This is a genomic window from Salibaculum sp., assembly GCF_035270045.1.
In the GTDB taxonomy this organism is placed as follows: domain Bacteria; phylum Pseudomonadota; class Alphaproteobacteria; order Rhodobacterales; family Rhodobacteraceae; genus Salibaculum.
Genome location: NZ_DATFIP010000058.1, coordinates 44,413 through 65,572, shown reverse-complemented (window position 1 = coordinate 65,572; position 21,160 = coordinate 44,413). Strand labels below are relative to the sequence as shown.

Here is a 21,160-nt window from a genome sequence, read left to right as displayed (position 1 = left end):
CCGGATCAACCGGGCCTGCATCAACAGAGAGGGACAAGACCCATGTCAGACGGAACCATCGGGACGCCGGGCCAGCTGCGCGATCCCAACTACACGCCCCCCATCGCCAAGGCGGTGCCGCTGGGCATCCAGCACGTGCTGGCGATGTTCGTGTCGAACGTCACGCCCGCGATCATCGTCTGCGGGGCCGCCGGCTTCGGCTACGGGTCGGACTCGCCCGACTTTCCGCAGATGATCTACATGATCCAGATGTCGATGTTCTTTGCAGGCATCGCCACGCTGATACAGACCATCGGTATCGGCCCGGCGGGCGCGCGCCTACCCATCGTGCAGGGCACCAGTTTCGCTTTCATTCCGATCATGATCCCGCTGGTCGCGGGCAAGGGCGTCGAGGCCATTGCCGTTCTGATGGGCGGCGTTTTCGTGGGCGGTCTGTTCCATGCTTTCCTCGGGCTATTCATTGGCCGCTTTCGCTTTGCCCTGCCGCCGCTGGTCACCGGGCTGGTCGTGACCATGATCGGCCTGGCGCTGGTTCAGGTGGGCATCCAGTATGCCGCCGGGGGTGTTCCGGCCATCGGAACCGATGAATACGGCTCCGGGTTGAACTGGCTGATGGCCGGAACGGTGATCTTGGTAACCTTGGGGCTGAAATTCTTCGCCCGCGGGATGTTGTCTGTCTCTGCGGTTCTGGTTGGCCTGCTTGTGGGCTATGCCCTAGCCTACGTCCTGGGCGAAGTCAGCTTTGGCAATGTCGCCACGGCGGAACCCTTCGCGCTACCCAGCCCGCTACATTTCGGGCTGGAATTCTCGGTCGCCGCCGTCATCGGCTTCTGCCTGATGTCATTCGTGTCCGCCATTGAAACCGTGGGTGACGTGTCTGGCATCACCAAGGGTGGCGCGGGTCGTGAAGCCACTGACAAGGAAATCCAGGGCGCGACCTACGCGGACGGGATCGGCACCGCCGTGTCCGGCCTGTTTGGTGCGCTGCCCAATACCTCGTTCAGTCAGAATGTCGGTCTCATTGCCATGACCGGGGTCATGAGCCGTCACGTCGTGACCATCGGGGCGATCTTCCTGATCCTGTGCGGGCTTGTACCGAAGGTGGGTGCGGTCGTCTCGTCAGTGCCCATCGAGGTTCTGGGCGGGGGTGTCATCGTCATGTTCGGCATGGTGGTCGCTGCCGGTATCTCGATGCTGTCGGACGTGACCTGGAACCGCCGCAACATGGTGATCTTCGCGATTGCGCTGTCCCTGGGCCTTGGCCTGCAACTGGAGCCGGGGGCGCTGCAATACCTTCCAGAGACGCTCAAGGTGCTGGCGACCAGTGGTATCCTGCCCGCGGCACTGATCGCGATCATCCTGAACCTGGCGCTACCGGTCGACCTGACCGACGAATCCACCGAAGAGGTCTCGGGCGGCATGACCGGTCGCGGCGCGGGGTCCTTTGCCGGGGAGGAACGCAACTAGGGGGCGGTCAAGCCTGCGATCGGGACAGGCGGCGTGCTTCGCACGCCGCCTGTCTCACGGCAAGAGGGGGGCCATGCGGGTTGCCATGTCCAGCATCCGCGCCGAAAAGCCCCATTCGTTGTCATACCACCCCAGCATCCGCAGCTGCCCGCCCGGTGTGACCCGGGTTTCCGGCAGGGCCAGCACCAGCGATTCCGTCCGGCCCCGGAAATCGGTGGACACGCAGGGGTCTTGCGTCAGCCCGAAGAGGGTCCGGTCCGCCAGGGACTCGGCCATCGCCCCGTGAAGGTCGCCAACCGGCGGGTTCTTCAATTGCAAGACGGCATCCACCGCGGAAACCGAAATCGCCGGCACCCGAACCGCCGTCACGCTCAACCGGTCGCGAAAGCCGGGCAGGACCTGCGTGACCTGGTCCATGGCGCTGGTGGTGGTGGGAACCATCGAGACTGCCGCAGCCCGGCTGCGCTCAAGGTTGGGCCCGGGCTGATCCACGGTGGGCTGACTGCCGGTATAACAATGCACCGTGGTTACATGGGCCCGCGCGATCCCGAAGGCCCCGTCCAGCGCCCGCAAGAGCGGCGCGATGGCATTCGTGGTGCATGAGGCGTTCGAGACAATGCGCGTCGCCCCCAACCTGTCTTCGTTTGCCCCCAGCACCACGGTGGCGTCGGCGGCGGGCGAGGGCCCGGAAATCAGAACCCTGTCGGCCCCGGCGGCCAGCGCGGCCTCGGCGGTCGTGCGGTCCTTGGCGCGGCCAGTGCATTCCAGAACAATGTCCACGTCCCCCAGATCAAGGGTCCGCAGGTCGGGTTCATTGTGGAAAGGCAGGCGCGTCTCATGTGCCTGGATCCAGCTCTGGCCGGCCTCGATCGTTTGCGGAAAGGGGCCATAAACGCTGTCGTAGCGCAGCAGGTAGGCGCAGGTCTCGAGTGGGGCGATGTCGTTCACGCCCGCGATCTCGAAACCCGCGCCGGCCGGAGTCGTCATGATCTGGCGGAACAGGCTGCGCCCGATGCGGCCGAAGCCGTTTATGAAGACGCGGATAGGGCGGGACATGGGCAGGGCCCTCCTGACGGGACAAGAAAACCGGCTGCGCCCGAGGTGCGACCGGCAAACGGTGGATAGCGGAAAGCGGCGCAACGGGCCAAGCCCTAGAAATCAACCTCGATCGCGACCCCCTCGTCGACGGCCAGGCGGACCACGGCGACGGCGACTGCGAGGTCTTGCAGACCGACGCCGGTGCCATCGAAGAGCGTGATTTCATCCGTCGAACTGCGCCGGGGTTGCGTGCCGTTGATCACCGCGCCAAGCTGGCGGATGTCGGCCTCTGCGATCAGACCCCGAGCGACCGCGTGCTGTGCCTCGCCGATGCTGGTGGATTGCGCCACTTCGTCGGTGAAGACCGTCGCCCGGGCAAGAAGCACCGGGTCAACTTCCTGCTTGCCGCGCGTGTCCGTGCCCATGCAGGCAACATGCGTGCCGGGGCTGACCTGGTGCGCGCCGAGGATCGCGTCAAAAGATGATGTGATCGAGACGATCACGTCGGCGTCGGCCATGGCGTCGAGTGTCACGGCCTCGAAGGGCAGGCCGGCCTCCTCCGCGACCGTCGCGAGGGTCGACAGTTTCGTCGGGTCCCGATTCCAACCGATGACCTTCTCGAAGCCGCGCTGCTCCAGCGCCGCACGCAACTGGAAGGCCGCCTGGTGGCCTGCGCCGATCATGCCCAAGACCTTTGCATCCCCGCGGGCCAGGTGCTTTATCGATACCGCCGAGGCCGCAGCGGTGCGCAGCGCGGTCAACAGGTTACCGCCGACCATGGCGCGGGGCTTGCCGGTATCAGGGTCGAACAGGAAGACCGTGGATTGGTGGTTGATCAGCCCGCGCTTTTCCATGTTGTGCGGCCAGTAACCCCCGGCCTTCAGCCCCAGGGTCGCGCCGCTCCGGTCGAACCCGCCCTTGAAGCCGTAAAGCGCGTCTTCGTGGCCGATCGCCTCGCGCACCACGGGAAAGTTGTAGGCTGCGCCCGCAGCCATGGCCGCGAACACCGCCTCGACCGCGTCGAACGCCGCTTGCCGGGTCATGAGACCGGCGATCTCGTTTTCCGGAACGATCAGCATCGTGGCACCTTTCCTGTGAGGGCTCAGTAGACGCGCCCGCGGGCCGAGACCGGCCAGACGCATTCGACCTTGCCGCCGCGCAGGCCCACGTACCAGTCATGGAGATTGGCGGTGGGGTCGCAATGGCCCGGCACAAGCCGCAGCTTGTCATTGATGCGCAGCACCCCGTCGGGGTCGGCCACCACGCCATGCTCGTCCGAGCATTTGACGTATTCGATGTCATCGCGGCCAAAGGCCACGGGCAGGCCGCTATCGACCGATTGCGCCTTGAGCCCCGCATCGACGATGGCCTTGTCGGGCTTGGCATGGCTCATCACGCTGGTCAGTATGAAGAAGGCGTTTTCCCATTCGCCCTGGTCGATGCGGTTGCCGTCCTTGTCCAGGATGCGGCCGTAATCGGCATCCATGAAGGCGTAAGAGCCGCACTGAAGCTCGTTGAAGACGCCCGAATTGGACTCGAAATAGTAGGATCCGGTTCCGCCGCCGCCGACGATGTCGCAATCCAGCCCCTCGGCCTTCAGCCCCTCCACCGCGTCGCGCACCATCGCCACGGCAACGTCGATCCTGGCCTTGCGGTCGGCGTAGCTGTCGAGGTGCTGCATCGCGCCCTGGTAGGCCTGGATACCGGCGAATTTCAGTCCCGGCGCCGCGTCGATCGCCTTGGCGATCTCGATCACCTGTGCCGTGGTGGTCACGCCGCAGCGCCCCGCGCCGCAGTCGATCTCGACCAGGCCTTCGATCTGAGTGCCGTGCCGGTCCGCCGCCGCCGACAATTCGTCCACGTTGGCGATGTCATCGACACAGACAATGGTGCGTGCGCCCAGCCCCGGCAGCCGCGCCAGCCGGTCGATCTTGGCCGGGTCGCGCACCTGGTTGGACACCAGGATATCGGTGATACCGCCACGGGCGAATACCTCGGCCTCGCTGACCTTCTGGCAACAGACCCCGCAGGCGCCGCCCAGCTCTTGCTGCAGGGTCTGCACGTCCACCGATTTGTGCATCTTGCCATGGGTGCGGTGGCGCATGCCGTGGGCCTTGGCGTAGTCGCCCATCTTCTTGATATTGCGTTCCAGCGCATCGAGGTCCAGCACCAGCGTCGGGGTCTGGATATCGGCCTCCTCCATCCCCGGCTTGGCAGGAATGTCGAAACCGACCTCGTAGGCGTCGAGATTGATCGCGTCGTTCATCTGTCGTCTCCTTGTCCGCCCTGCACCCAGGGCAGTCTGTCCAGGTCCACGTTGCCGCCGGTGACGATGATGCCGACCCGTTTGCCGGCAAATGTGCCCGGGTTTTTCAGCACGCAGGCCAGCGGCACGGCGCTGGAGGGTTCCAGCACGATGCGCAGGTGTTTCCAGGCGAGCTTCATCGAGGCCACGATCTCTTGCTCCGAGGCGGTGAATATCTCGGACACGTGGTTCGACACGAAATGCCAGGTCAGGTCCTTGAGCGGTACCTTCAGCCCGTCCGCGATGGTTTCGGGGGCGTCATCGGCGATGATGTAACCGGCCTGCAAACTGCGATAGGCATCATCGGCCTGGTCCGGCTCGGCGGCGATCACCTGGGTCTCCGGCGCCAGCGTCGATAGCGTCAGACAGGTGCCCGAGATCATGCCGCCGCCGCCGATCGGGGCGGCGACCACGTCCAGCCCGTCAGTCTGTTCCATGAATTCGCGCGAACAGGTGCCCTGGCCCGCGATCACGCGGGGGTCGTTGTAGGGATGGACGAAATCGCCGCCGGTTTCGGCCTGCACCCGGACAAAGGTGGCTTCGCGGGCGGTGGTCGAGGGATCGCATTCGGTGATCTTGCCGCCATAGCGGGCAACCGTGTCCTTCTTGGCCTGCGGGGCGGTGTGCGGCATGACCACGTTGCAGGGAATGCCCCGGCGCATGGCCGCATAGGACAGGCAGGAGGCATGATTGCCCGAGCTGTGGGTGGCCACGCCGCGTTCCGCCTGTGCCGCGTCGAGGCCGAAAACCGCGTTGGCGGCCCCGCGTGCCTTGAAGGCACCGGGTTCCTGGAAGTTCTCGCATTTGAAGAACATCTGCGCGCCGGTCAGGTCATTCAGGTGATCGGATACGCGCACCGGGGTGCGCCGGACATGCAGGGCAATCCGGTCATGGGCGGCCAGCATGTCGTCGTAGGTGGGGATATCCATGATCGTGTCCTTCATCATGCGGCGGCCTCGCGGGACCTGGCCGGATGCCGGCGGTAGTAATCCTGCGCCCCCGCGACCCCGGACCCCAACGTGATCTCGAGCCCCAGGTCGGCCATGCACATCTCGGCCGTGGCGATGCCCGACAGGGTCATCACGTCGGTCAGCGACCCCAGGTGCCCGATGCGGAACACCTTGCCCGCGACCTCGCCCAGGCCCACGCCGAAGGCCACGCCGTATCTGTCGGCCGCATGGGTGACGATATCGGTGGCGTTGAAGCCTTCGGGCGTGCGGATGGCGCTGACCGTGTCGGACTGGACCGACGGGTCGCTCGCGCAAAGCTCCAGTCCCCAGGCGCGCACGGCGGCGCGCACGCCCTCGGCGATGCGGTGGTGGCGGGCAAACACGTTTTCCAGCCCCTCGTCCAGCAGCATCTTGCAGGATTCGTTCAGCCCGTTCATCAGGCCCACGGCGTGGGTGTAGGGATAGGCGTTGTTCTCGTATCCGCGCGCCATGTCCTGCACGTCGAAGAAGGTGCGGGGCAGGGTGGCGGCCTCAGTTGCGGCCATGGCCCTGGCGCTGAACCCGGTGATGGCGAGGCCAGCGGGCAGCATGAACCCCTTTTGCGAGCCTGTCACGGCCACATCCACACCCCAGTCATCAAAGCGGAACTCCATCGACCCGATCGAGGACACCCCGTCAACCAACAGCAGCGCCGGATGCCCGGCAGCGTCCATCGCGCTGCGGATCGCGCCGATGTCAGAGCGCACGCCGGTCGCGGTCTCGTTATGGGTGGCCAGCACTGCCTTGATCGTGTGGCCGGTATCGGCGGTCAGGATCTCTTCGTAGCGGTCTGCCGGGATGCCGTTGCCCCAAGGGACCTCAACGACCTGCACGTCCAGCCCGTGGCGTTGACACATGTCGATCCAGCGATGGCTGAACATCCCGTTGCGCGCCACCAGCACCCTGTCACCGGACGAGAGCGTGTTGGTCAGCGCGGTCTCCCAGCCGCCGGTGCCGGTCGCGGGAAAGATGAAAACCTCGGCGCTGTCGCTTTGTAGAACCTTCCGCACGCCTTCACGCGCCGGGGTCAGAATCTGCCCGAACAGCGGCGAACGGTGATCGATCGTCGGCATGTCGCAGGCCTTGCGCAGGTTTTCGGGGATGTTGGTCGGGCCGGGAATGAAGGCCGGATTCTGAAATCTCATGGGCATGTCCTTTGCGGTGCTCGGGGCAATCTAGGGGGAGCTGCGACGCGAGAAAACTTTTTTGAAATTATTTTTCAAAACATTTTTTAAATGAAAAATACAATATTGCCAATGCCTTGTGTTTTTCATAATGTGAAAGATATTTGCAGAAATCAGAGATCCCTATGCCTGCGCCCCGAAAACCAGCCCCCCGCCGCGCCCGGGGCCGCCCGCGCGACTGGCACGACAAGACCGAACAGAACACCATCAAGTCGCTGGACCGCGCGATGGGGGTCTTCGAAGTCCTCAGCGAAACGTCCGGCTTGTCGCTGTCTGCCCTGTCCGAGGAGACGGGCCAGTCCCCGGCGACCGTCTATCGTATCCTGGTGACGCTCGAGGGGCGCGGGTTGGTCGACTTCGACGCTTCCGAACAGGTCTGGCATATCGGGCCGGCTGCCTTCGTGATCGGCGCCCGGTTCCTGCGCCGCACCAGCCTTGTGGACCGCGCCCGCCCGGTCATGCGCGCGCTGATGGAGGAAACCGGCGAAACCGCGAACCTCGGAATCGAGAAGGAGGGCGCGGTGCTGTTCCTGGGCCAGGTCGAGACCAGCGCGACGATCCGCGCCTTCTTTCCGCCCGGCACCCTGTCCGAGATGCATGCCTCGGGTATCGGCAAGGCGCTTCTGGCGCATATGGAGGACCGGCGGCTGGCGCGGGTGCTGGCTGGCGTCGGCTTGCAGGCCTTCACCGGCCAGACGATCATCGACGCGGCGGCGTTGCGCGACGACCTCGCCGGCATCCGCGCTCGGGGCTACGCCGTGGACAACGAGGAAAAGACAGATGGGATGCGCTGCATCGCGGCCCCGGTCTTTGACATGACCGGCGAAGCGGTTGCGGGGATTTCCGTATCCGGCCCGACCAGCCGGGTGGGGCTGGACGATATCGACCGGCTGTCCGTGCCGGTGATGGCCGCGGCGCGCAATTTGACCCGCGCGATCGGCGGGGCAGCGGACTAGCGTAAGGGCATGTGCCGGTTCACGTCCTTGTAGAGAAGGTAGCGGAACCGACCCGGCCCGCCGGCATAGCAAGCCTGCGGGCAAAAGGCGCGCAGCCACATGAAATCGCCCGCCTCGACCTCGACCCAGTCAGTGTTCAGCCGATAGGCGGCCTTGCCTTCCAGCACGTAGAGCCCGTGTTCCATCACGTGGGTTTCAAGAAAGGGGATCACCGCACCCGGCTCGAAGGTGACGACGGTCACATGCATGTCGTGCCGCATGTCGGTCGGGTCGACGAACCGGGTCGTTGCCCACTTGCCCTCGGTGCCTGGCATCGGGATGGGGGAGATGTCGTTTTCGTTGAGGATCAGAAAATCAGGCGCATCCAGCCCGTCCACCGCCTGGTACGCCTTGCGGATCCAGTGAAACCGCAAGGGTGTGTCGCCCATGTTGCGAAGGGTCCAGTGGCTGTCGGGGGGCAGATAGGCATAGCCGCCCGGCGTCATCTCGTGGATGGCTCCCCCGACGCTCAGGGACGCCGTGCCCTCGACCACGAAAAGCACGGCCTGGGCGCGCGAGTCGGTTTCGGGCCGATCCGAGCCGCCACCGGGCCGCACCTCCATTATGTATTGCGAGAAGGTTTCCGCGAAACCCGACAGTGGCCGCGCCAGCACCCATGCGCGGGTATCGTCCCAGAACGGCAGGAAGCTGGTGACGATGTCGCGCATCGTGCCGCGGGGGATGACCGCGTAAGCTTGGGCAAAAACAGCGCGGTCGGTCAGAAGCTGGTCCTGCCCGGGGTGTCCCCCCTGTGGCGCGTAATAGCTGTTGGTCATCGAGGCTCCTGCAACCGGCTGTGTCGTACTGGCACTATGCGCCGCCGAGGGGGCCGAAGCCACAGGCCACCGCCAGACAACACTTTTCCAAATCGCTTGATAATGCTCGCCATTCGCATCCACGAAAAGAAAACGGCGGGTGCCTCCGCCGTTCCCCGATCAGGACTGCGCCTTCAGTTCCAGCCGCCGCTTGTGCAGTACCGGCTCGGTGTAGCCCGAAGGCTGTTCGCGGCCCAGGAAGACCAGGTCGCAGGCCGCCTGGAACGCGATCCCGTCGAACCCCGGCGCCATGGGGCGGTAATTCGGGTCGCCCGCATTCTGTCGGTCCACCACGCGGGCCATGTTCTGCATGATCCCCATCACCTCTTCCTGGCTGACAACGTCGTGATGCAGCCAGTTGGTGATGTGCTGGGCCGAGATGCGGCAGGTCGCGCGGTCTTCCATCAGGCCCACATCGTTGATGTCGGGTACCTTGGAACAGCCCACCCCCTGGTCGATCCAGCGCACGACGTAGCCCAGGATGCCCTGGGCATTGTTCTCGACTTCGCGGCGGATCTGGTCTTTCGTCCACTTGCGGTAGGAGGCCAGCGGAATATCCAGCAGCGCCTCGACATAGGCACGGCGTCCGCCCTTGGCCAGCTGATCCTGCACGGCCATCACGTCGACCTTGTGGTAATGGGTGGCGTGCAGCGTGGCGGCCGTGGGCGAGGGCACCCAGGCGCAATTGGCACCAGCGCGCGGATGCTCGATCTTCTGTTCGAGCATGCCGGCCATACGGTCCGGCGCCGCCCACATGCCCTTGCCGATCTGGGCCGTGCCCGAAAACCCGCATTCCAGCCCGATATCGACGTTCTGGTTCTCGTAGGCGGTGATCCAGCCCTTGCGCTTGATGAAGTCCTTGCGGCTGAAGGGGCCGGCCTCCATCGAGGTATGGATTTCGTCCCCGGTCCGGTCGAGAAAGCCGGTATTGATGAAACAGACCCGGTGTTTCGCCGCGCGGATGCATTCCTTGAGGTTCACGCTGGTGCGCCGTTCCTCGTCCATTACACCAAGTTTGACGGTGTAGCGGGGCAGGCCCAGCACGTCTTCGACCTTGGTGAAGATCGCATCCGAAAACGCGACCTCTTCGGGGCCGTGCATCTTGGGTTTGACGACGTAGACCGACCGGCAGGTCGAATTGCGCGGGTCGCTCGTCTTGCTCAGATCATGCATCGCAATCAGCACGGTGAGCATGGCGTCCATCAGCCCCTCGAATACCTCTTCCCCCTCGCCGTCAAGGATCGCGGGATTGGTCATCAGGTGGCCGACATTGCGCACCAGCAGAAGTGCGCGGCCCTTGACCGCCTGGGCCGATCCGTCCCGCGCGGTATAGCGGCGGTCGGGGTTCAAGCGACGGGTCATGGTCTTGCCGCCCTTGTCGAAGGTCTCCTCCAGGTCGCCGCGCATCAGGCCAAGCCAGGTGCGATAGGCAAGAATCTTGTCCTCGGCATCGACGCAGGCCACCGAATCCTCGCAGTCGATGATGGCCGAGATCGCCGATTCCATCCGAACATCGGCCAGCCCAGAGGGTGTCGTCTTGCCGATCGGGTGGGTCCGATCGAAGACCAGTTCCACGTGCAGGCCGTTATTGCGCAAAAGAATGGTGTCTGGCGCATCGGCGCCACCGGTATGGCCGGCAAAGGCCTCGGGCGTGATCAGGCCTGAGCCGTCGATCATCAGCGTGCCGTTCTTGACCGTGTAGCTGGTCGCCTTGGCGTGGCTGCTCCCGGTGATCGGGAAAACCTCATCCAGGAAGACTGCAGCCCGGGCCACGACGCGCGCACCGCGCCCGTCATCGAAGCCGCCGGCGGGCGGCGGGCCGCCCATGGCGTCGGTGCCGTAGAGGCTGTCATAAAGACTGCCCCAGCGGGCATTGGCGGCATTCAGCGCGAAACGTGCATTGGTTGCGGGCACAACCAACTGTGGGCCGGGTATCCGTGCGATCTCGGGGTCGGTGTTCTCGGTCTCGATCTCGAAATCGGCGCCCTCGGGGACGAGATAGCCGATCTCTTCGAGGAACGCCTTGTAGGCGACGCCGTCATGGGCGCCGTGACGATGCGACTTGTGCCAGTCATCGATCTGGCTCTGGATCAGGTCGCGCTTGTCTAGCAGGGCCCGGTTTTGCGGGCTGAAATCGTGTACAAGCGCAGACAGGCCCGACCACAGCCGGTCGGCGTCGATGTCGAGGCCGGGCAGAACCTCGGTTTCGACGAACTGCTTTAGGTCCGCGTCGATCCGCAATCCGGCGGTTTCGGTCATCTGTTCAGAGGTTGGCGAATTGGACATGGTCGTTCCCGCGTCATGGGCCGCGACCGGACCGGCGCGCGGTATACGGTCGTGCACAGGGTGGATTTGCCCCGCAGTTCTAGCAGAGGACGATGCCGTGGACATCCGGAAATACGGCGTCATCCTTCTGGAAAGGCAAAGGGTGTTTCTTGCCTGGCGCTGGGAATGCGGCCCCGGGGCGTTCCTCAAACGGCCCAGACCAGATGAGTGAGGTGATAGAAAACCGGTGCGGCGAAAAGTACCGAGTCGAGCTGGTTGAGCACACCGCCCTGGCCGGGGATCAGGTGCGACCAGTCCTTGACACCCTTGTCGCGCTTGATGGCGGCAAAGACCAGCGCGCCGAAATGTCCCGACAGCGATGCTGCCCCGGCCATGAGCATGGCGCCGGGCACACCAAAGGGCGTGAGCCATGCCAGCGCCGCGCCGATCAGCATGGCACTGGCAGTTCCGCAGACCAGGCCCTCCCAGGTGCGCGGCGAAAGGTCCGGAACGATCCTTGTCCGCCCGATGCGGCGGCCGAAGAAGAAATCCAGAAGGTCACCGAACTGCACCACCATCACCAGAAAGGCGATCAGCAGTACGCCGCGGTCCATTGCGACCCCGTCGAACTGCAATTTCAACAGGGCCGGAACGTGGCTGGCACAGTAGACGGCGATCATCAGCCCCCACTGGGTTTCCGCCACCCGCGCCAGGAAACGGTCCGCGTCGCCCCTCAGGGCCGTGAAAACGGGCAGAAGCAGGAAGGCGTAGACCGGGATGAACACCGTGTAGAGTCCCTGCCAGCCCAGTCCCACGAAGACATATTGAAGCGGCAGCACCACGTAGAAGGCCAGCGCCAGGGTCGTGTGATCGGCCTGCCGCTTGTAGGTCAGGGTCAGGAATTCGCGCAGCGCCGCGAGAGAGGCAAAGCCGAACAGCACCAGCACCCCGACCTTGCCGGTCAGCAGCGCCAGCGAGACCAGCAGGACCATGGCCCACCAGCTGTGGACACGGGTCATGTAGGTCTCGATCTCGGGGTTGTCGCCGCCGGGCGCATAACGCGCGCGCAGGCCCTCGCCGATCATCGTCAGGACCAGCAGCAGTCCGCAGGTGCCCAGGAACAGCAGCATGATGTCCAGCCTGGTCGATGTCACGGTGCATGATCCTCGGGCTTGAGTTGGACCAGCGCCCGGGCGGCGCGCTCGAGGAAGGCGTCCTTGTCCTCGCCCTCTTGCAAATGGACGGGTTCTCCGAAGATGACGGTGGTCATCAGCGGCAGGGGGATCACCTCGCCCTTGGGCATCACCTCGGTGAGATTCGCGACCCAGGTGGGCACGAGGTCCACTTGCGGACAGGCGCGCGCGATGTTGTAGAGCCCGGCCTTGAAGGGAAGCAAGGGGTCTTCGGTCATGTTGCGGTTGCCCTCTGGAAACAGGATCAGCGAGGCGCCGTCATTCAGCGCGGCCAGGATGTTGTCCAGCGGGTCGCCGGTGCTGCCATCACGGTCGGGGCGGCGGTCGACCAGCACGCAGTTGAAGACCTCGGGACCGACGAAGGCGCGCAGCGGTGTCTTGAGCCAGTAGTCGGCGGCGGCCACGGGCCGGACATGGCGGCGCAGGTTCGGCGGCAGAACCGCCCAGATCATGGGCATGTCCGCGTTGCTGACGTGGTTTGCGTAATAGACCCGCTGGCGCGGCACAGGGTCCGCCCCCCGCCACTCGGCACGCACCGCCGTGATCAGCCGCGCCAAAAGCGCGATGCCGTGGCCGGTGATATTGGCAGCAAGGCGGCGCAGGGGGCGAAGCTGGCCCGTCATGGGCAAATCCTGACGCACGCGCCGTGAACAGGTAACCTCATGGGCGGGCCAGTCACGCGCCACTGTCCTCGGGCGGCGCCCCGCCGGCAAACAGGTTCGGCTGGTCATGGCACACGGGAGCCTCCTGCATCTCCAGGTGCAGGCCCGTGCCGGTGTAGGGGTGGGCTCGGGCAAGTGCCTCGTCCACTTCGATGCCCAGTCCGGGCGCCTCGGGTGGGCGGACATGGCCGTCCTCCACCCGGATCGTGGAGCGGATCAGTGCGTCGTGGTATGGTGTCTCTATGGTTTCTGCCAAGAGCAGGTTCGGGATGGTCGCGCAAAGCTGCAGGTTGGCCGCCCATTCCACCGGCCCGGCATAGAGATGCGGCGCCACCTGGGCGTTGTAAACCTCGGCCAGTGCGGCGATCTTGCGGGACTCCCAGATGCCGCCTGCGCGCCCCAGTGCCGGTTGCAGAATGGAGACGCCGGCCTGCAGCGCGGCGTGGAATTCCACCCGGGTCGTCAACCGCTCTCCGGTCGAAATGGGTGTGCGCACGGCGGCGGCGACCCTGGCGATTTCCCCGGGCGTGTCGGGCGGGATCGGTTCCTCGAACCAGAGCGCCTGGTAGGGGTCGATAGCCTGCCCCATGCGGATCGCACCGGATGTCGAAAACTGCCCATGGGTGCCGAACAAGAGGTCGGCGCGGGGACCGACAGCTGCGCGGATGGCCCTGCAGAAGGCGACCGAGGTCTCGATGTCATGCAGGCTCGGTTGGTGCCCGCCGCGGATGGTGTATGGCCCGGCGGGGTCGAATTTGACCGCCGTATACCCCTTGTCCACAAGGTCCACCGCGACTTCGGCCGCCATGTCCGCGCTGCCCCAGAAGTCGGGCAGTGGATGATCGGGGCGGGGGTAGAGATAGCTGTAGGCGCGGATACGGTCATTGACCCGTCCGCCGATCAGCGCGTGGACCGGGCGGTCGCGGTCCTTGCCGAGGATGTCCCAGCAGGCGATTTCAAGCCCCGACCAGGCACCCATGACAGTCGGATCGGGGCGCTGGGTGAAGCCCGTCGAGTAGACACGGCGGAACATGAGCTCGATGTTCTCGGGGGATTCGCCGGCCATGTGGCGTGCGAAGACATCGCGGATGACGGCGCGCATGGCGTCGGGCCCGACGCTGCTGGCGTAGCATTCGCCCCATCCCGTGATCCCGGTGTCCGTCGTGACCTTTACCAGGGTCCAGTAGCGCCCGCCCCAGCCCGGGGCCGGCGGCGCCGTGACGATGATGTCGAGGTCCTGCAGCTTCATCGGTCGAACACGATCACGTTGCGTTTCGCTGCGCCCGACTTGGTGTCGGTGATAGCCTCGTTGATGCGTTCCAGCGGGTAACGGCGCGAGATCAGTTCGTCCAGTTTCAGGCGGCCCTGAAGATACAGGTCCACGATCCAGGGAATGTCGCGGGCGATCACCACGTCGCCCATCTTGGACCCGACCAGGGATTGTCCTGACCCGGCGACCATCGCGGCCTCGTAGGTCGAGACGGCCCCGGTGGCGGGCATTCCGACCACGATGATCTTGCCGCCCCGGGCAAGGTAGTGCGGTGCGCTGTCATAGGCTGCCGCCGCGCCGACGGTGACCAGCACCGCGTCGGCCCCGCGCCCCAGGGCGGCCTGGGCATCGCGCCATGGCGTCTCGCCGGTGGCCAGAACCCCATGGGTGGCGCCGAAGGCGCGGGCGGTTTCCAGTTTCTCTTCGGTCATGTCCACGGCCACGATGCGACGTGCCCCCGCGATACGGGCCCCCTGGATCGCGTTGAGGCCGACGCCACCGGCGCCGATGACCACCGCGTCCTGGCCGGGGCGCAGACGCGCGGCGTTGACCACGGCGCCAACCCCGGTGATCACGCCGCAGGCCACCAGCGCGGCCACGTCGAGGGCGATCCCATTGGGCAATGTCACGACCTGGCTGGCATCGACCACGACCTTCTCGGCGAAGCCGCCGCAGGCCATGGCCTGGTGCAGGCGGCCGCCCCCGGCCGTGGTGATAGGGTCGTGGTGGCCGTCCTGCGGCGTTTCACAATCGGTGGGTCGGGCCTTGGCGCAGCTGGGGCACTGTCCGCAGGCCCGGATCAGGGTCACGACCACGCGATCGCCGACCGCGAGCCCGCGCGCGCCTTCACCCAGTGCTGTGACGATGCCCGCCGCCTCGTGCCCGTAGACGGCCGGAAGCGTCCCGCCCCAGGCCCCTTCGGCGAAGGAGATATCCGAATGGCAGACCGCGCAGGCGGCAAGCGTGACCTCGACCTCGCGGCCCCGGGGCGGGCGGATCTCGATCTCTTCCACCTGCAGCGGTGCGCCGAAGTCGTGACAGACGGCGGCCCTTATACGTGTCATTGGCCTCGGGCCTCCCCTCCCGTTGGTGCCATCGGGTCAGGTTGGTCGCAGTCCGCGCTCGCCGCAAGCCTGAAAAACGACACTCACGCGGCGGGTGTTGGGGTCCGCCGAACGGGTGCAAGAAAGACGATCAGGCAGACCAGCATCAGCGCGGCTGACAGCAGGAAGGGCGCGCCGGGCAGGTTCAGCGCGCCGCGGTCCGTGGCCGCCCAGAAGATCTGGGTCATTACCAGCGGCGAGAGGATCTGCGCCAGCGACTTGACCGAGGCGATGACACCCTGCAATTCCCCCTGCTGGTTGTCGGCGGCGATGCGGCTCATTCTGCCCTGCAATGCGGGCGTGACCACCGCCCCCAGCGATGTCAGCGGGATGAAGGCCAGGGCCAGCCAGCCGTTGCCGATCAGCGTCAGAACGACGAAGGCCGACAGGTTGAACACCAGCCCGTAGGTAATAGTTGCGCGTTCCCCGAAGCGGCGCAGGATCGGCCCCATCAGGGCGCCCTGCACGATGGCCATCCCGATCCCGAAGAACGCCAGCGACAACCCGACCATGCCTGGCGTCCAGTCGAACCGGGCCTTGGTGAAATAGGCCCAGATCGCGGGGTAGACGATGAAGGCGAACTCGTAGGTGAAGAACAGGAACAACAGCCGCCGCACGCCGTCCAGTTCGGCCACCTTGCGAAACGCCCCGAACGGATTGGCGCGGCCGAGATGGAATGGCCGGCGAATGGCATTCGTGACAGTTTCTGGCAGCACGATGATGCCGAAAACCAGGTTGGCTCCCGCCAGCGCGGCGGCGGCATAGAACGGCGCGCGCACGCCCAGTTCTCCCAGCAGCCCGCCGATGATCGGACCCAGCACGAAGCCCACGCCAAAGGCCGCGCCGACCAGGCCGAAGTTGGTACTTTTCTGTTCCGGCGGCGACATGTCTGCGATGGCCGCACTGGCCGTGGACATGGTCGCGGCGGTGATCCCGGCTATGATGCGTCCAAAAAGCAGCAGCCAGATCGTTTGGGCCGAGGCCATGATGAGGTAGTCCACCCCCATGACGAAGAGCGCGGTCAGGATGATCGGCCGGCGCCCGTAACGGTCGGAAAGCGAGCCCAGGACCGGGCCAAAGAGAAACTGCATCACCGCGAAGCTGGTGGTCAGGATACCGCCCCAGACCGCTGCCGCGCCGATGCCTGATCCGTTCAGCTCGGCGATCAGGTCAGGCAGGACGGGCAGGATCAGGCCGATGCCCATGGCATCTATCACCAGCGTGATTAAAATGAAGGTGAAAGCGCGGCGGCGCTGGGCGGGATGCATGCGAGGTTTTTATCCGGAACCGGGCGGGCCGGGAAGCCTCGACAGGTCAGACGTGGCCGATACCGCGGAAGAATCCGTGGAGACGCTTGGCGAAATCCGACGGCGCGTCGAGGCAGGGCAGGTGGCCCGATCCACGCATCAAGGTGAATTCTGCCCCCGGGATCAACTCGGTGGTTTCTCGCACGAGATCCGGCGGGGTCGATCCGTCGCGATCGCCCGCGATCCCCAGTGTTGGCAGGCGCAGCCCGCTGGTGGGGGAATAGAAATCGGTGCCTGCAATGGCTTCGCAACAGCCGGCATACCCCACTGGGTCACAGAGCAGCAGCCGCTCGCGCGCCCAGGTCGCCGCCGGGCCGTCGCGGTTTTTCGGTCCGAACCATTTTTCCAGCGTCATGTCGGCCACTGCCGCCATCCCTGCGTCGCGCACCTGCGCGGCCCGGTCGTGCCATTGCGCGGGCAGGCCGAACTTGGCGGAACTGTTGGACAGGACTAGCCCGCGCAACATGTCCAGCCGCTTGACAGCCAGTCCCTGGCCGATCATGCCGCCGACCGAATTCCCGACGAAGACCGCGTCGCGCACCTCGAGCGCGTCGCAGACCGCCTCGGCATCGGCAATCAACCCGCCCATCGTGTAGGGGCCATCGGGTGCCTCCGACTGCCCGTGGCCCCGCATGTCGAGACGGATCGTGCGATGGTCGGGCAGGTGATAGGCCACGTCATCCCAGATATGCCGGTCGAGGCCGAGTGCATGGGCAAACACCACGTCGGGCCCGTCGCCGTCCATCTCGTAACGGATTTCGCAGCCGTCACGCGGGACCGATCCCGTTTTCATTCCGGGTCGTCCCCGATGCGCATGTGGGCGATGATCTGGCCATGATCGGAGGCCAGCTTGTTGTAGGGCGCCTCTGGGTGCGACCCGTCCGTCAGGTGGTCGTTGAGCACGCTGAAATACTCCATCTCGCCGATACGCCGCTTGTAGTCCGGGTGGAAATGCCGCGACATGTAAATCTGGTCGATGGATTCAAAGACCCCGCCGAAGGCCGAGGTGAAGACCATGTCGCGGTTGGATTTGCGCACGAAGAGTTTCTCGGCCGAATGCAGGCGGACGCGCTCGACGCTTTCCGTGATCTGGACGTTTTCCTCTTTCGAATAGCGGTCGCCGTGGTTTTCGGCGTCGTGGCGCAGCATCCAGCTGTAATTCTTGAACGGCACCTCGCCGGATATGATTTCCGAACTGACGGCGTTTTCGCCATCGTTGAAATCGCCAAGAACCATGACCGGCCTGCCATGGTTCAGTTCGTTGAGGATTTCCCGGCGCAGCACCCAGGCCTCGGCCATGCGCCGCAGCGCGGCGCGCAGGCTGCCCATGGCCCGTCCCAGCGGGTCATACTTGGGCAGCACTTCCTCGCGGGCGAAATCGGCACCCGGCGGGACGATGTATTCGCCCAGCTTGGATTTCAGGTGGCAATTGAACACGGTGATGACTTCACCGCCCACCGCGATCCGGGCCTTCAGAATCGGGCGGGACAGGCGGCTCAGGGTAAATGATCCGGCTTCGCCCTCCAGCCCGCGCAGGGGCTGGAACGGGATATCAAGCGGCACGTCGAGGTCCTGGATGACCTCGGGTGGCGCGGTGAAGCCGAGGCGCGACAGGATGGCGACGCCGGGCCGGCGCTTGCCGGGGCCCGCGTCCGCCAGGTTGGGGGCAAAGGCCAGGTCGGCCCCGGTATAGGGCGTATACGCCAGTTTTCGGAAGATCGCCTTGCGGTGATAGCGTTTGGAGGCATCCGGTATGGCCGCCTCGTTCATCGCATTGCCGCGGGAATCGGCCTCGGCAACGACATCGCGCAGGGCGTCTTCTTCGAAAACCTCCTGAAAGCCGACAATATCGGCATCCATGGTCAGCACCTGGTCGGCCAGCCAGTCCTTTTTCCAGGCGTATTCCTCGGGCGTGTAGGACTGGAACTCGTAGTATTCCCGGTCAGGTCCGATCAGGTTCTTCACATTGAAACTTGCGACCGTGAACCGGGTCATGACAGCGTCTCCAAGGCCTTGCTGAACATGGCGGCATCCACGTTGCCGCCGGTGATTATGGCGATGACCGTATCGCCGCTCAGCTGGTCGCCATGGAAAAGCGCAGCGGCCAGAGCGGCGGCCCCGCCCGGTTCGGCCACCAGTTTCAACCGCTGAAAGGCCACGCCCATTGCGCGCAGGCAGTCATCCTCGGAAACAGCCAGGCCGGGACCGCAAAGCCGGGCCATGATCGGAAAGGTCAATTCGCCCGGCGCGGGGGTGACGATGGCGTCGCAGATGCTGCCGATGCGCTGTTCGTTGGTCTGGATCGTGCCGGTTTCCAGCGAACGTTTCACGTCGTCGAACCCTTGGGGTTCCACGGGGCGAACGGTCAGGCCGGGATGGTCGGCCTCGCAGGCCAAGGCAACGCCGGACGTCAATCCGCCACCGCCACAGCATACCAGGACATTGGCTTTCTCAATTCCACACAGCCTGGCGTCGGAAGCAATCTCCAGCCCGCAGGTGCCTTGGCCGGCGATCACTTGCGGTTCGTCGTAGGGGCGGATCAGGGTCAGGCCCCGCTCCGCCGCGAGTCTGTCGCCAATCGCCTCGCGGCTTTCCGTCGCGCGGTCATAAAGCACCACCTCGGCGCCCAGCGCGCGCGTGTTGGCGATCTTCAGCGCCGGTGCGTCCGAGGGCATGACGATCACCGCTGGTACGCCATGCAATCGGGCTGCATGGGCAACGCCTTGCGCGTGATTGCCCGAGGAAAAGGCGATGACACCACGCTCGCGCTTGGCCGGGTCCAGCGCCGAAAGAGCCGCCCATCCGCCGCGAAACTTGAAGCTGCCAGTATGCTGGAGACATTCGGGTTTGACCAGGATCCGCCTTCCGGCGATCTCGTCCAGGAAGGGCGAGCACAGCAGCGGCGTGTGCCGCGCATGCCCGGCCAGCCGCCCGGCCGCCGCCCTGATCATGTCGATATTCATAAGGTCGCGATCCAGCTTTGCAGGGCATGCACCGCCTGCGGTTCATCCAGGAACGGCACATGGCCGCGGTCGGGCACCTCGGCGGCGATGGCGTCATGGCGCAACCTGCGCATCCTGTCCCAGGTCACCTTGGTGAGAAGGTCGGAATTGGCCCCCCGGATCAGGCAGAGCGGTAGCCCGTGCAGCGCCCCAAACAGCGGCCAGAGGTCGGGAGCGGGCTGAACCTGCGCGTTCTCGAAAACCGTCACGCGGAGTTTCGGGTCGTAGCGGACGACAAGCCCGTCGGGTGTTTCCGCGTAGTGATTGCGCACCTCGTGCAGCCAGCGTTCCTGCGCCACTCCCTTGAAGTGCAGCCAGTTGCGGGCGCGGAACAGCGCGGCTTCCTCGTGGGTCTTCTGAGGCGGATTGCGGCCGATGTAGCTTTCGATGGCTTTCAGGCCTGCCGGGTCGATCTCGGGGCCGATGTCGTTCAATGCCACGCCGCTCAGGCGATCCTTGTGGGTGGCCGCCAGCATCATGGCGATCAGCCCCCCGCGCGAGGTGCCAAGGACTGCCGCCCGGTCCAGGCCCAGATGGTCCAGCAGCGCGACGGCATCGGCGGCTTCCTGCGGAACGGTGTAGGTCGTCGGGTCCGCCCAGTCCGACTGTCCGCGCCCGCGATAATCCATGCGGATCAGGTGGCAGGGCAGGTGGGGCGCGACATGGTCGAAATCGCCGGAATTTCGCGTCAGGCCAGCCAGCGCCAGCACCGGCGGCCCCTCGCCGCGCTCCTCGTAGAACAGCCTGGTGCCGTCGGCGGCCTCGAAATGCGGCATTACACGAGGTCCGGTATCGTGGACAGGTCCGGCAGGATCCGGTGCGGCGCAGCCCAGAGCCGGTCCTGCGGGGCCCCTTCGCGGTTTACCCAGACCGTGGCAAAGCCGTAGCCCGCCGCCGCCGCCGCGTCCCAGCCGTTGGCCGAGGCGAAGAGCACCTGCTGCTGCACCGCGCCGAAGTGGTCGAAAACAAGGTCGTAGACCCGGCGGTCGGGCTTGTAGGTCCTCACCTCCTCGACGGTCAGGACATCGTCGAGCCAGGGACCGATCCCGGCGGATTTCACCGCCGTGACAACCATTTCCGGACTGCCATTGGTCAGGATCGCCGTCGTCATGCCGCGGTCTTTGAGCGCGCGCAGCATCTCGGGAACCTCCGGGTAGGCCGGCAGTTCCCTGTAGACGCCCAGCAGCCGGGCGCGCAGGGCGTTGTCATGCAGGCCATGGGCTTCCATAGCGTAGTCCAGGCCATCCTGTGTGATTTCCCAGAAATCGAGGTGCCGTCCGGCCACGGCCCTCAACCAGCTGTATTCAAGCTGTTTCTGCCGCCACAGTGCGGCCAGGTCGGGCCAGAGATCGGCCAAGACCTCCTGGTCCGGGTCTTCGGCCACCAGGCGTGCGGCGGCATTGACGTCGAACAGCGTGCCGTAGGCATCGAAGACACAGGTGCTGATGGTCATCTCATTCTCCCTCTTCACGATCAGACTGGCACGCGCCCGCGCGCGGGAAAAGGGCCGGTTTGCAATTCCGGGCGTCCGCAGGTAGTTTCACATCGAGTCGAAAAGGGCACCT

General features: G+C 65.4%; 19 protein-coding genes. 2 read left to right on the top strand and 17 right to left on the bottom strand.

Annotated features, from left to right (window positions below):
• Positions 1 to 42 precede the first annotated feature (42 nt).
• Positions 43 to 1,467 carry a uracil-xanthine permease family protein gene (locus VJ897_RS10155; protein ID WP_324055494.1) on the top strand — a complete coding sequence of 475 codons (1,425 nt, stop codon included), beginning with the start codon at positions 43 to 45 and terminating at the stop codon, positions 1,465 to 1,467.
• Positions 1,468 to 1,521: 54 nt separating this feature from the next.
• Here the strand turns inward: VJ897_RS10155 and VJ897_RS10150 are convergent, their stop codons facing one another.
• The 5 genes from VJ897_RS10150 to bhcA form a co-directional block, all read right to left on the bottom strand.
• On the bottom strand, positions 1,522 to 2,523 hold the full coding sequence (locus tag VJ897_RS10150) for a type I glyceraldehyde-3-phosphate dehydrogenase (RefSeq protein ID WP_324055493.1): 1,002 nt from the start codon (positions 2,521 to 2,523) through the stop codon (positions 1,522 to 1,524).
• A gap of 95 nt (positions 2,524 to 2,618) precedes the next feature.
• A complete protein-coding gene (bhcD, locus tag VJ897_RS10145; protein ID WP_324055492.1) occupies positions 2,619 to 3,584 on the bottom strand; it encodes an iminosuccinate reductase BhcD in 966 nt (321 codons plus the stop codon).
• 23 nt (positions 3,585 to 3,607) lie between these two features.
• Complete coding sequence (bhcC, locus tag VJ897_RS10140) at positions 3,608 to 4,771, bottom strand: 3-hydroxy-D-aspartate aldolase BhcC (protein ID WP_324055491.1); 1,164 nt, start codon at positions 4,769 to 4,771, stop codon at positions 3,608 to 3,610.
• Positions 4,768 to 5,754: a beta-hydroxyaspartate dehydratase BhcB gene (gene bhcB, locus VJ897_RS10135; RefSeq protein ID WP_324055506.1), complete on the bottom strand. Its 987-nt coding sequence runs from the start codon at positions 5,752 to 5,754 to the stop codon at positions 4,768 to 4,770. The genes bhcC and bhcB overlap by 4 nt, the downstream gene beginning before the upstream one ends.
• Positions 5,754 to 6,944, bottom strand: coding sequence for an L-aspartate--glyoxylate aminotransferase BhcA (gene bhcA, locus VJ897_RS10130; protein WP_324055490.1), 1,191 nt, complete (start codon positions 6,942 to 6,944; stop codon positions 5,754 to 5,756). Before bhcA ends, bhcB begins: the two co-directional genes overlap by 1 nt.
• A gap of 164 nt (positions 6,945 to 7,108) precedes the next feature.
• Here bhcA and bhcR point away from each other — a divergent pair, with 164 nt between their 5' ends.
• Complete coding sequence (gene bhcR / locus VJ897_RS10125) at positions 7,109 to 7,939, top strand: HTH-type transcriptional regulator BhcR (RefSeq protein ID WP_324055489.1); 831 nt, start codon at positions 7,109 to 7,111, stop codon at positions 7,937 to 7,939.
• Here the strand turns inward: bhcR and VJ897_RS10120 are convergent.
• The 12 genes from VJ897_RS10120 to VJ897_RS10065 all read right to left on the bottom strand — a co-directional run bounded on the left by VJ897_RS10120 (position 7,936) and on the right by VJ897_RS10065 (position 21,048).
• Positions 7,936 to 8,754 (bottom strand): bifunctional allantoicase/(S)-ureidoglycine aminohydrolase, encoded by an 819-nt coding sequence (locus VJ897_RS10120; RefSeq protein WP_324055488.1) that lies wholly within the window; start codon positions 8,752 to 8,754, stop codon positions 7,936 to 7,938. The genes bhcR and VJ897_RS10120 overlap by 4 nt on opposite strands.
• Positions 8,755 to 8,913: 159 nt before the next feature.
• Entirely contained in the window at positions 8,914 to 11,052 is a 2,139-nt protein-coding gene (locus VJ897_RS10115; protein WP_324055505.1) for a malate synthase G, read from the bottom strand.
• A 212-nt stretch (positions 11,053 to 11,264) separates the two neighbouring features.
• Complete coding sequence (locus VJ897_RS10110; RefSeq protein WP_324055487.1) at positions 11,265 to 12,212, bottom strand: phosphatidate cytidylyltransferase; 948 nt, start codon at positions 12,210 to 12,212, stop codon at positions 11,265 to 11,267.
• Positions 12,209 to 12,874 carry a lysophospholipid acyltransferase family protein gene (locus VJ897_RS10105; protein ID WP_324055486.1) on the bottom strand — a complete coding sequence of 222 codons (666 nt, stop codon included), beginning with the start codon at positions 12,872 to 12,874 and terminating at the stop codon, positions 12,209 to 12,211. Before VJ897_RS10105 ends, VJ897_RS10110 begins: the two co-directional genes overlap by 4 nt.
• 52 nt (positions 12,875 to 12,926) lie before the next feature.
• The gene (locus VJ897_RS10100; protein WP_324055485.1) at positions 12,927 to 14,162 is read right to left on the bottom strand and encodes a mandelate racemase/muconate lactonizing enzyme family protein; all 1,236 of its coding nucleotides are present in this window, start codon (positions 14,160 to 14,162) and stop codon (positions 12,927 to 12,929) included.
• On the bottom strand, positions 14,159 to 15,247 hold the full coding sequence (locus VJ897_RS10095; protein WP_324055484.1) for a Zn-dependent alcohol dehydrogenase: 1,089 nt from the start codon (positions 15,245 to 15,247) through the stop codon (positions 14,159 to 14,161). The genes VJ897_RS10100 and VJ897_RS10095 overlap by 4 nt, the downstream gene beginning before the upstream one ends.
• Before the next feature lie 83 nt (positions 15,248 to 15,330).
• Positions 15,331 to 16,554 (bottom strand): TCR/Tet family MFS transporter, encoded by a 1,224-nt coding sequence (locus VJ897_RS10090; protein ID WP_324055483.1) that lies wholly within the window; start codon positions 16,552 to 16,554, stop codon positions 15,331 to 15,333.
• 46 nt (positions 16,555 to 16,600) lie between these two features.
• Positions 16,601 to 17,386, bottom strand: a complete 786-nt coding sequence (locus VJ897_RS10085) for an alpha/beta fold hydrolase (RefSeq protein ID WP_324055482.1) — start codon at positions 17,384 to 17,386, stop codon at positions 16,601 to 16,603.
• Positions 17,383 to 18,588 carry an endonuclease/exonuclease/phosphatase family protein gene (locus VJ897_RS10080; protein ID WP_324055481.1) on the bottom strand — a complete coding sequence of 402 codons (1,206 nt, stop codon included), beginning with the start codon at positions 18,586 to 18,588 and terminating at the stop codon, positions 17,383 to 17,385. The genes VJ897_RS10085 and VJ897_RS10080 overlap by 4 nt, the downstream gene beginning before the upstream one ends.
• Positions 18,585 to 19,556 (bottom strand): threonine ammonia-lyase, encoded by a 972-nt coding sequence (locus tag VJ897_RS10075; RefSeq protein ID WP_324055480.1) that lies wholly within the window; start codon positions 19,554 to 19,556, stop codon positions 18,585 to 18,587. Before VJ897_RS10075 ends, VJ897_RS10080 begins: the two co-directional genes overlap by 4 nt.
• Positions 19,553 to 20,371: an alpha/beta fold hydrolase gene (locus tag VJ897_RS10070; RefSeq protein WP_324055479.1), complete on the bottom strand. Its 819-nt coding sequence runs from the start codon at positions 20,369 to 20,371 to the stop codon at positions 19,553 to 19,555. Before VJ897_RS10070 ends, VJ897_RS10075 begins: the two co-directional genes overlap by 4 nt.
• On the bottom strand, positions 20,371 to 21,048 hold the full coding sequence (locus VJ897_RS10065) for a haloacid dehalogenase type II (RefSeq protein WP_324055478.1): 678 nt from the start codon (positions 21,046 to 21,048) through the stop codon (positions 20,371 to 20,373). Before VJ897_RS10065 ends, VJ897_RS10070 begins: the two co-directional genes overlap by 1 nt.
• Between the last annotated feature and the right edge of the window lie 112 nt (positions 21,049 to 21,160).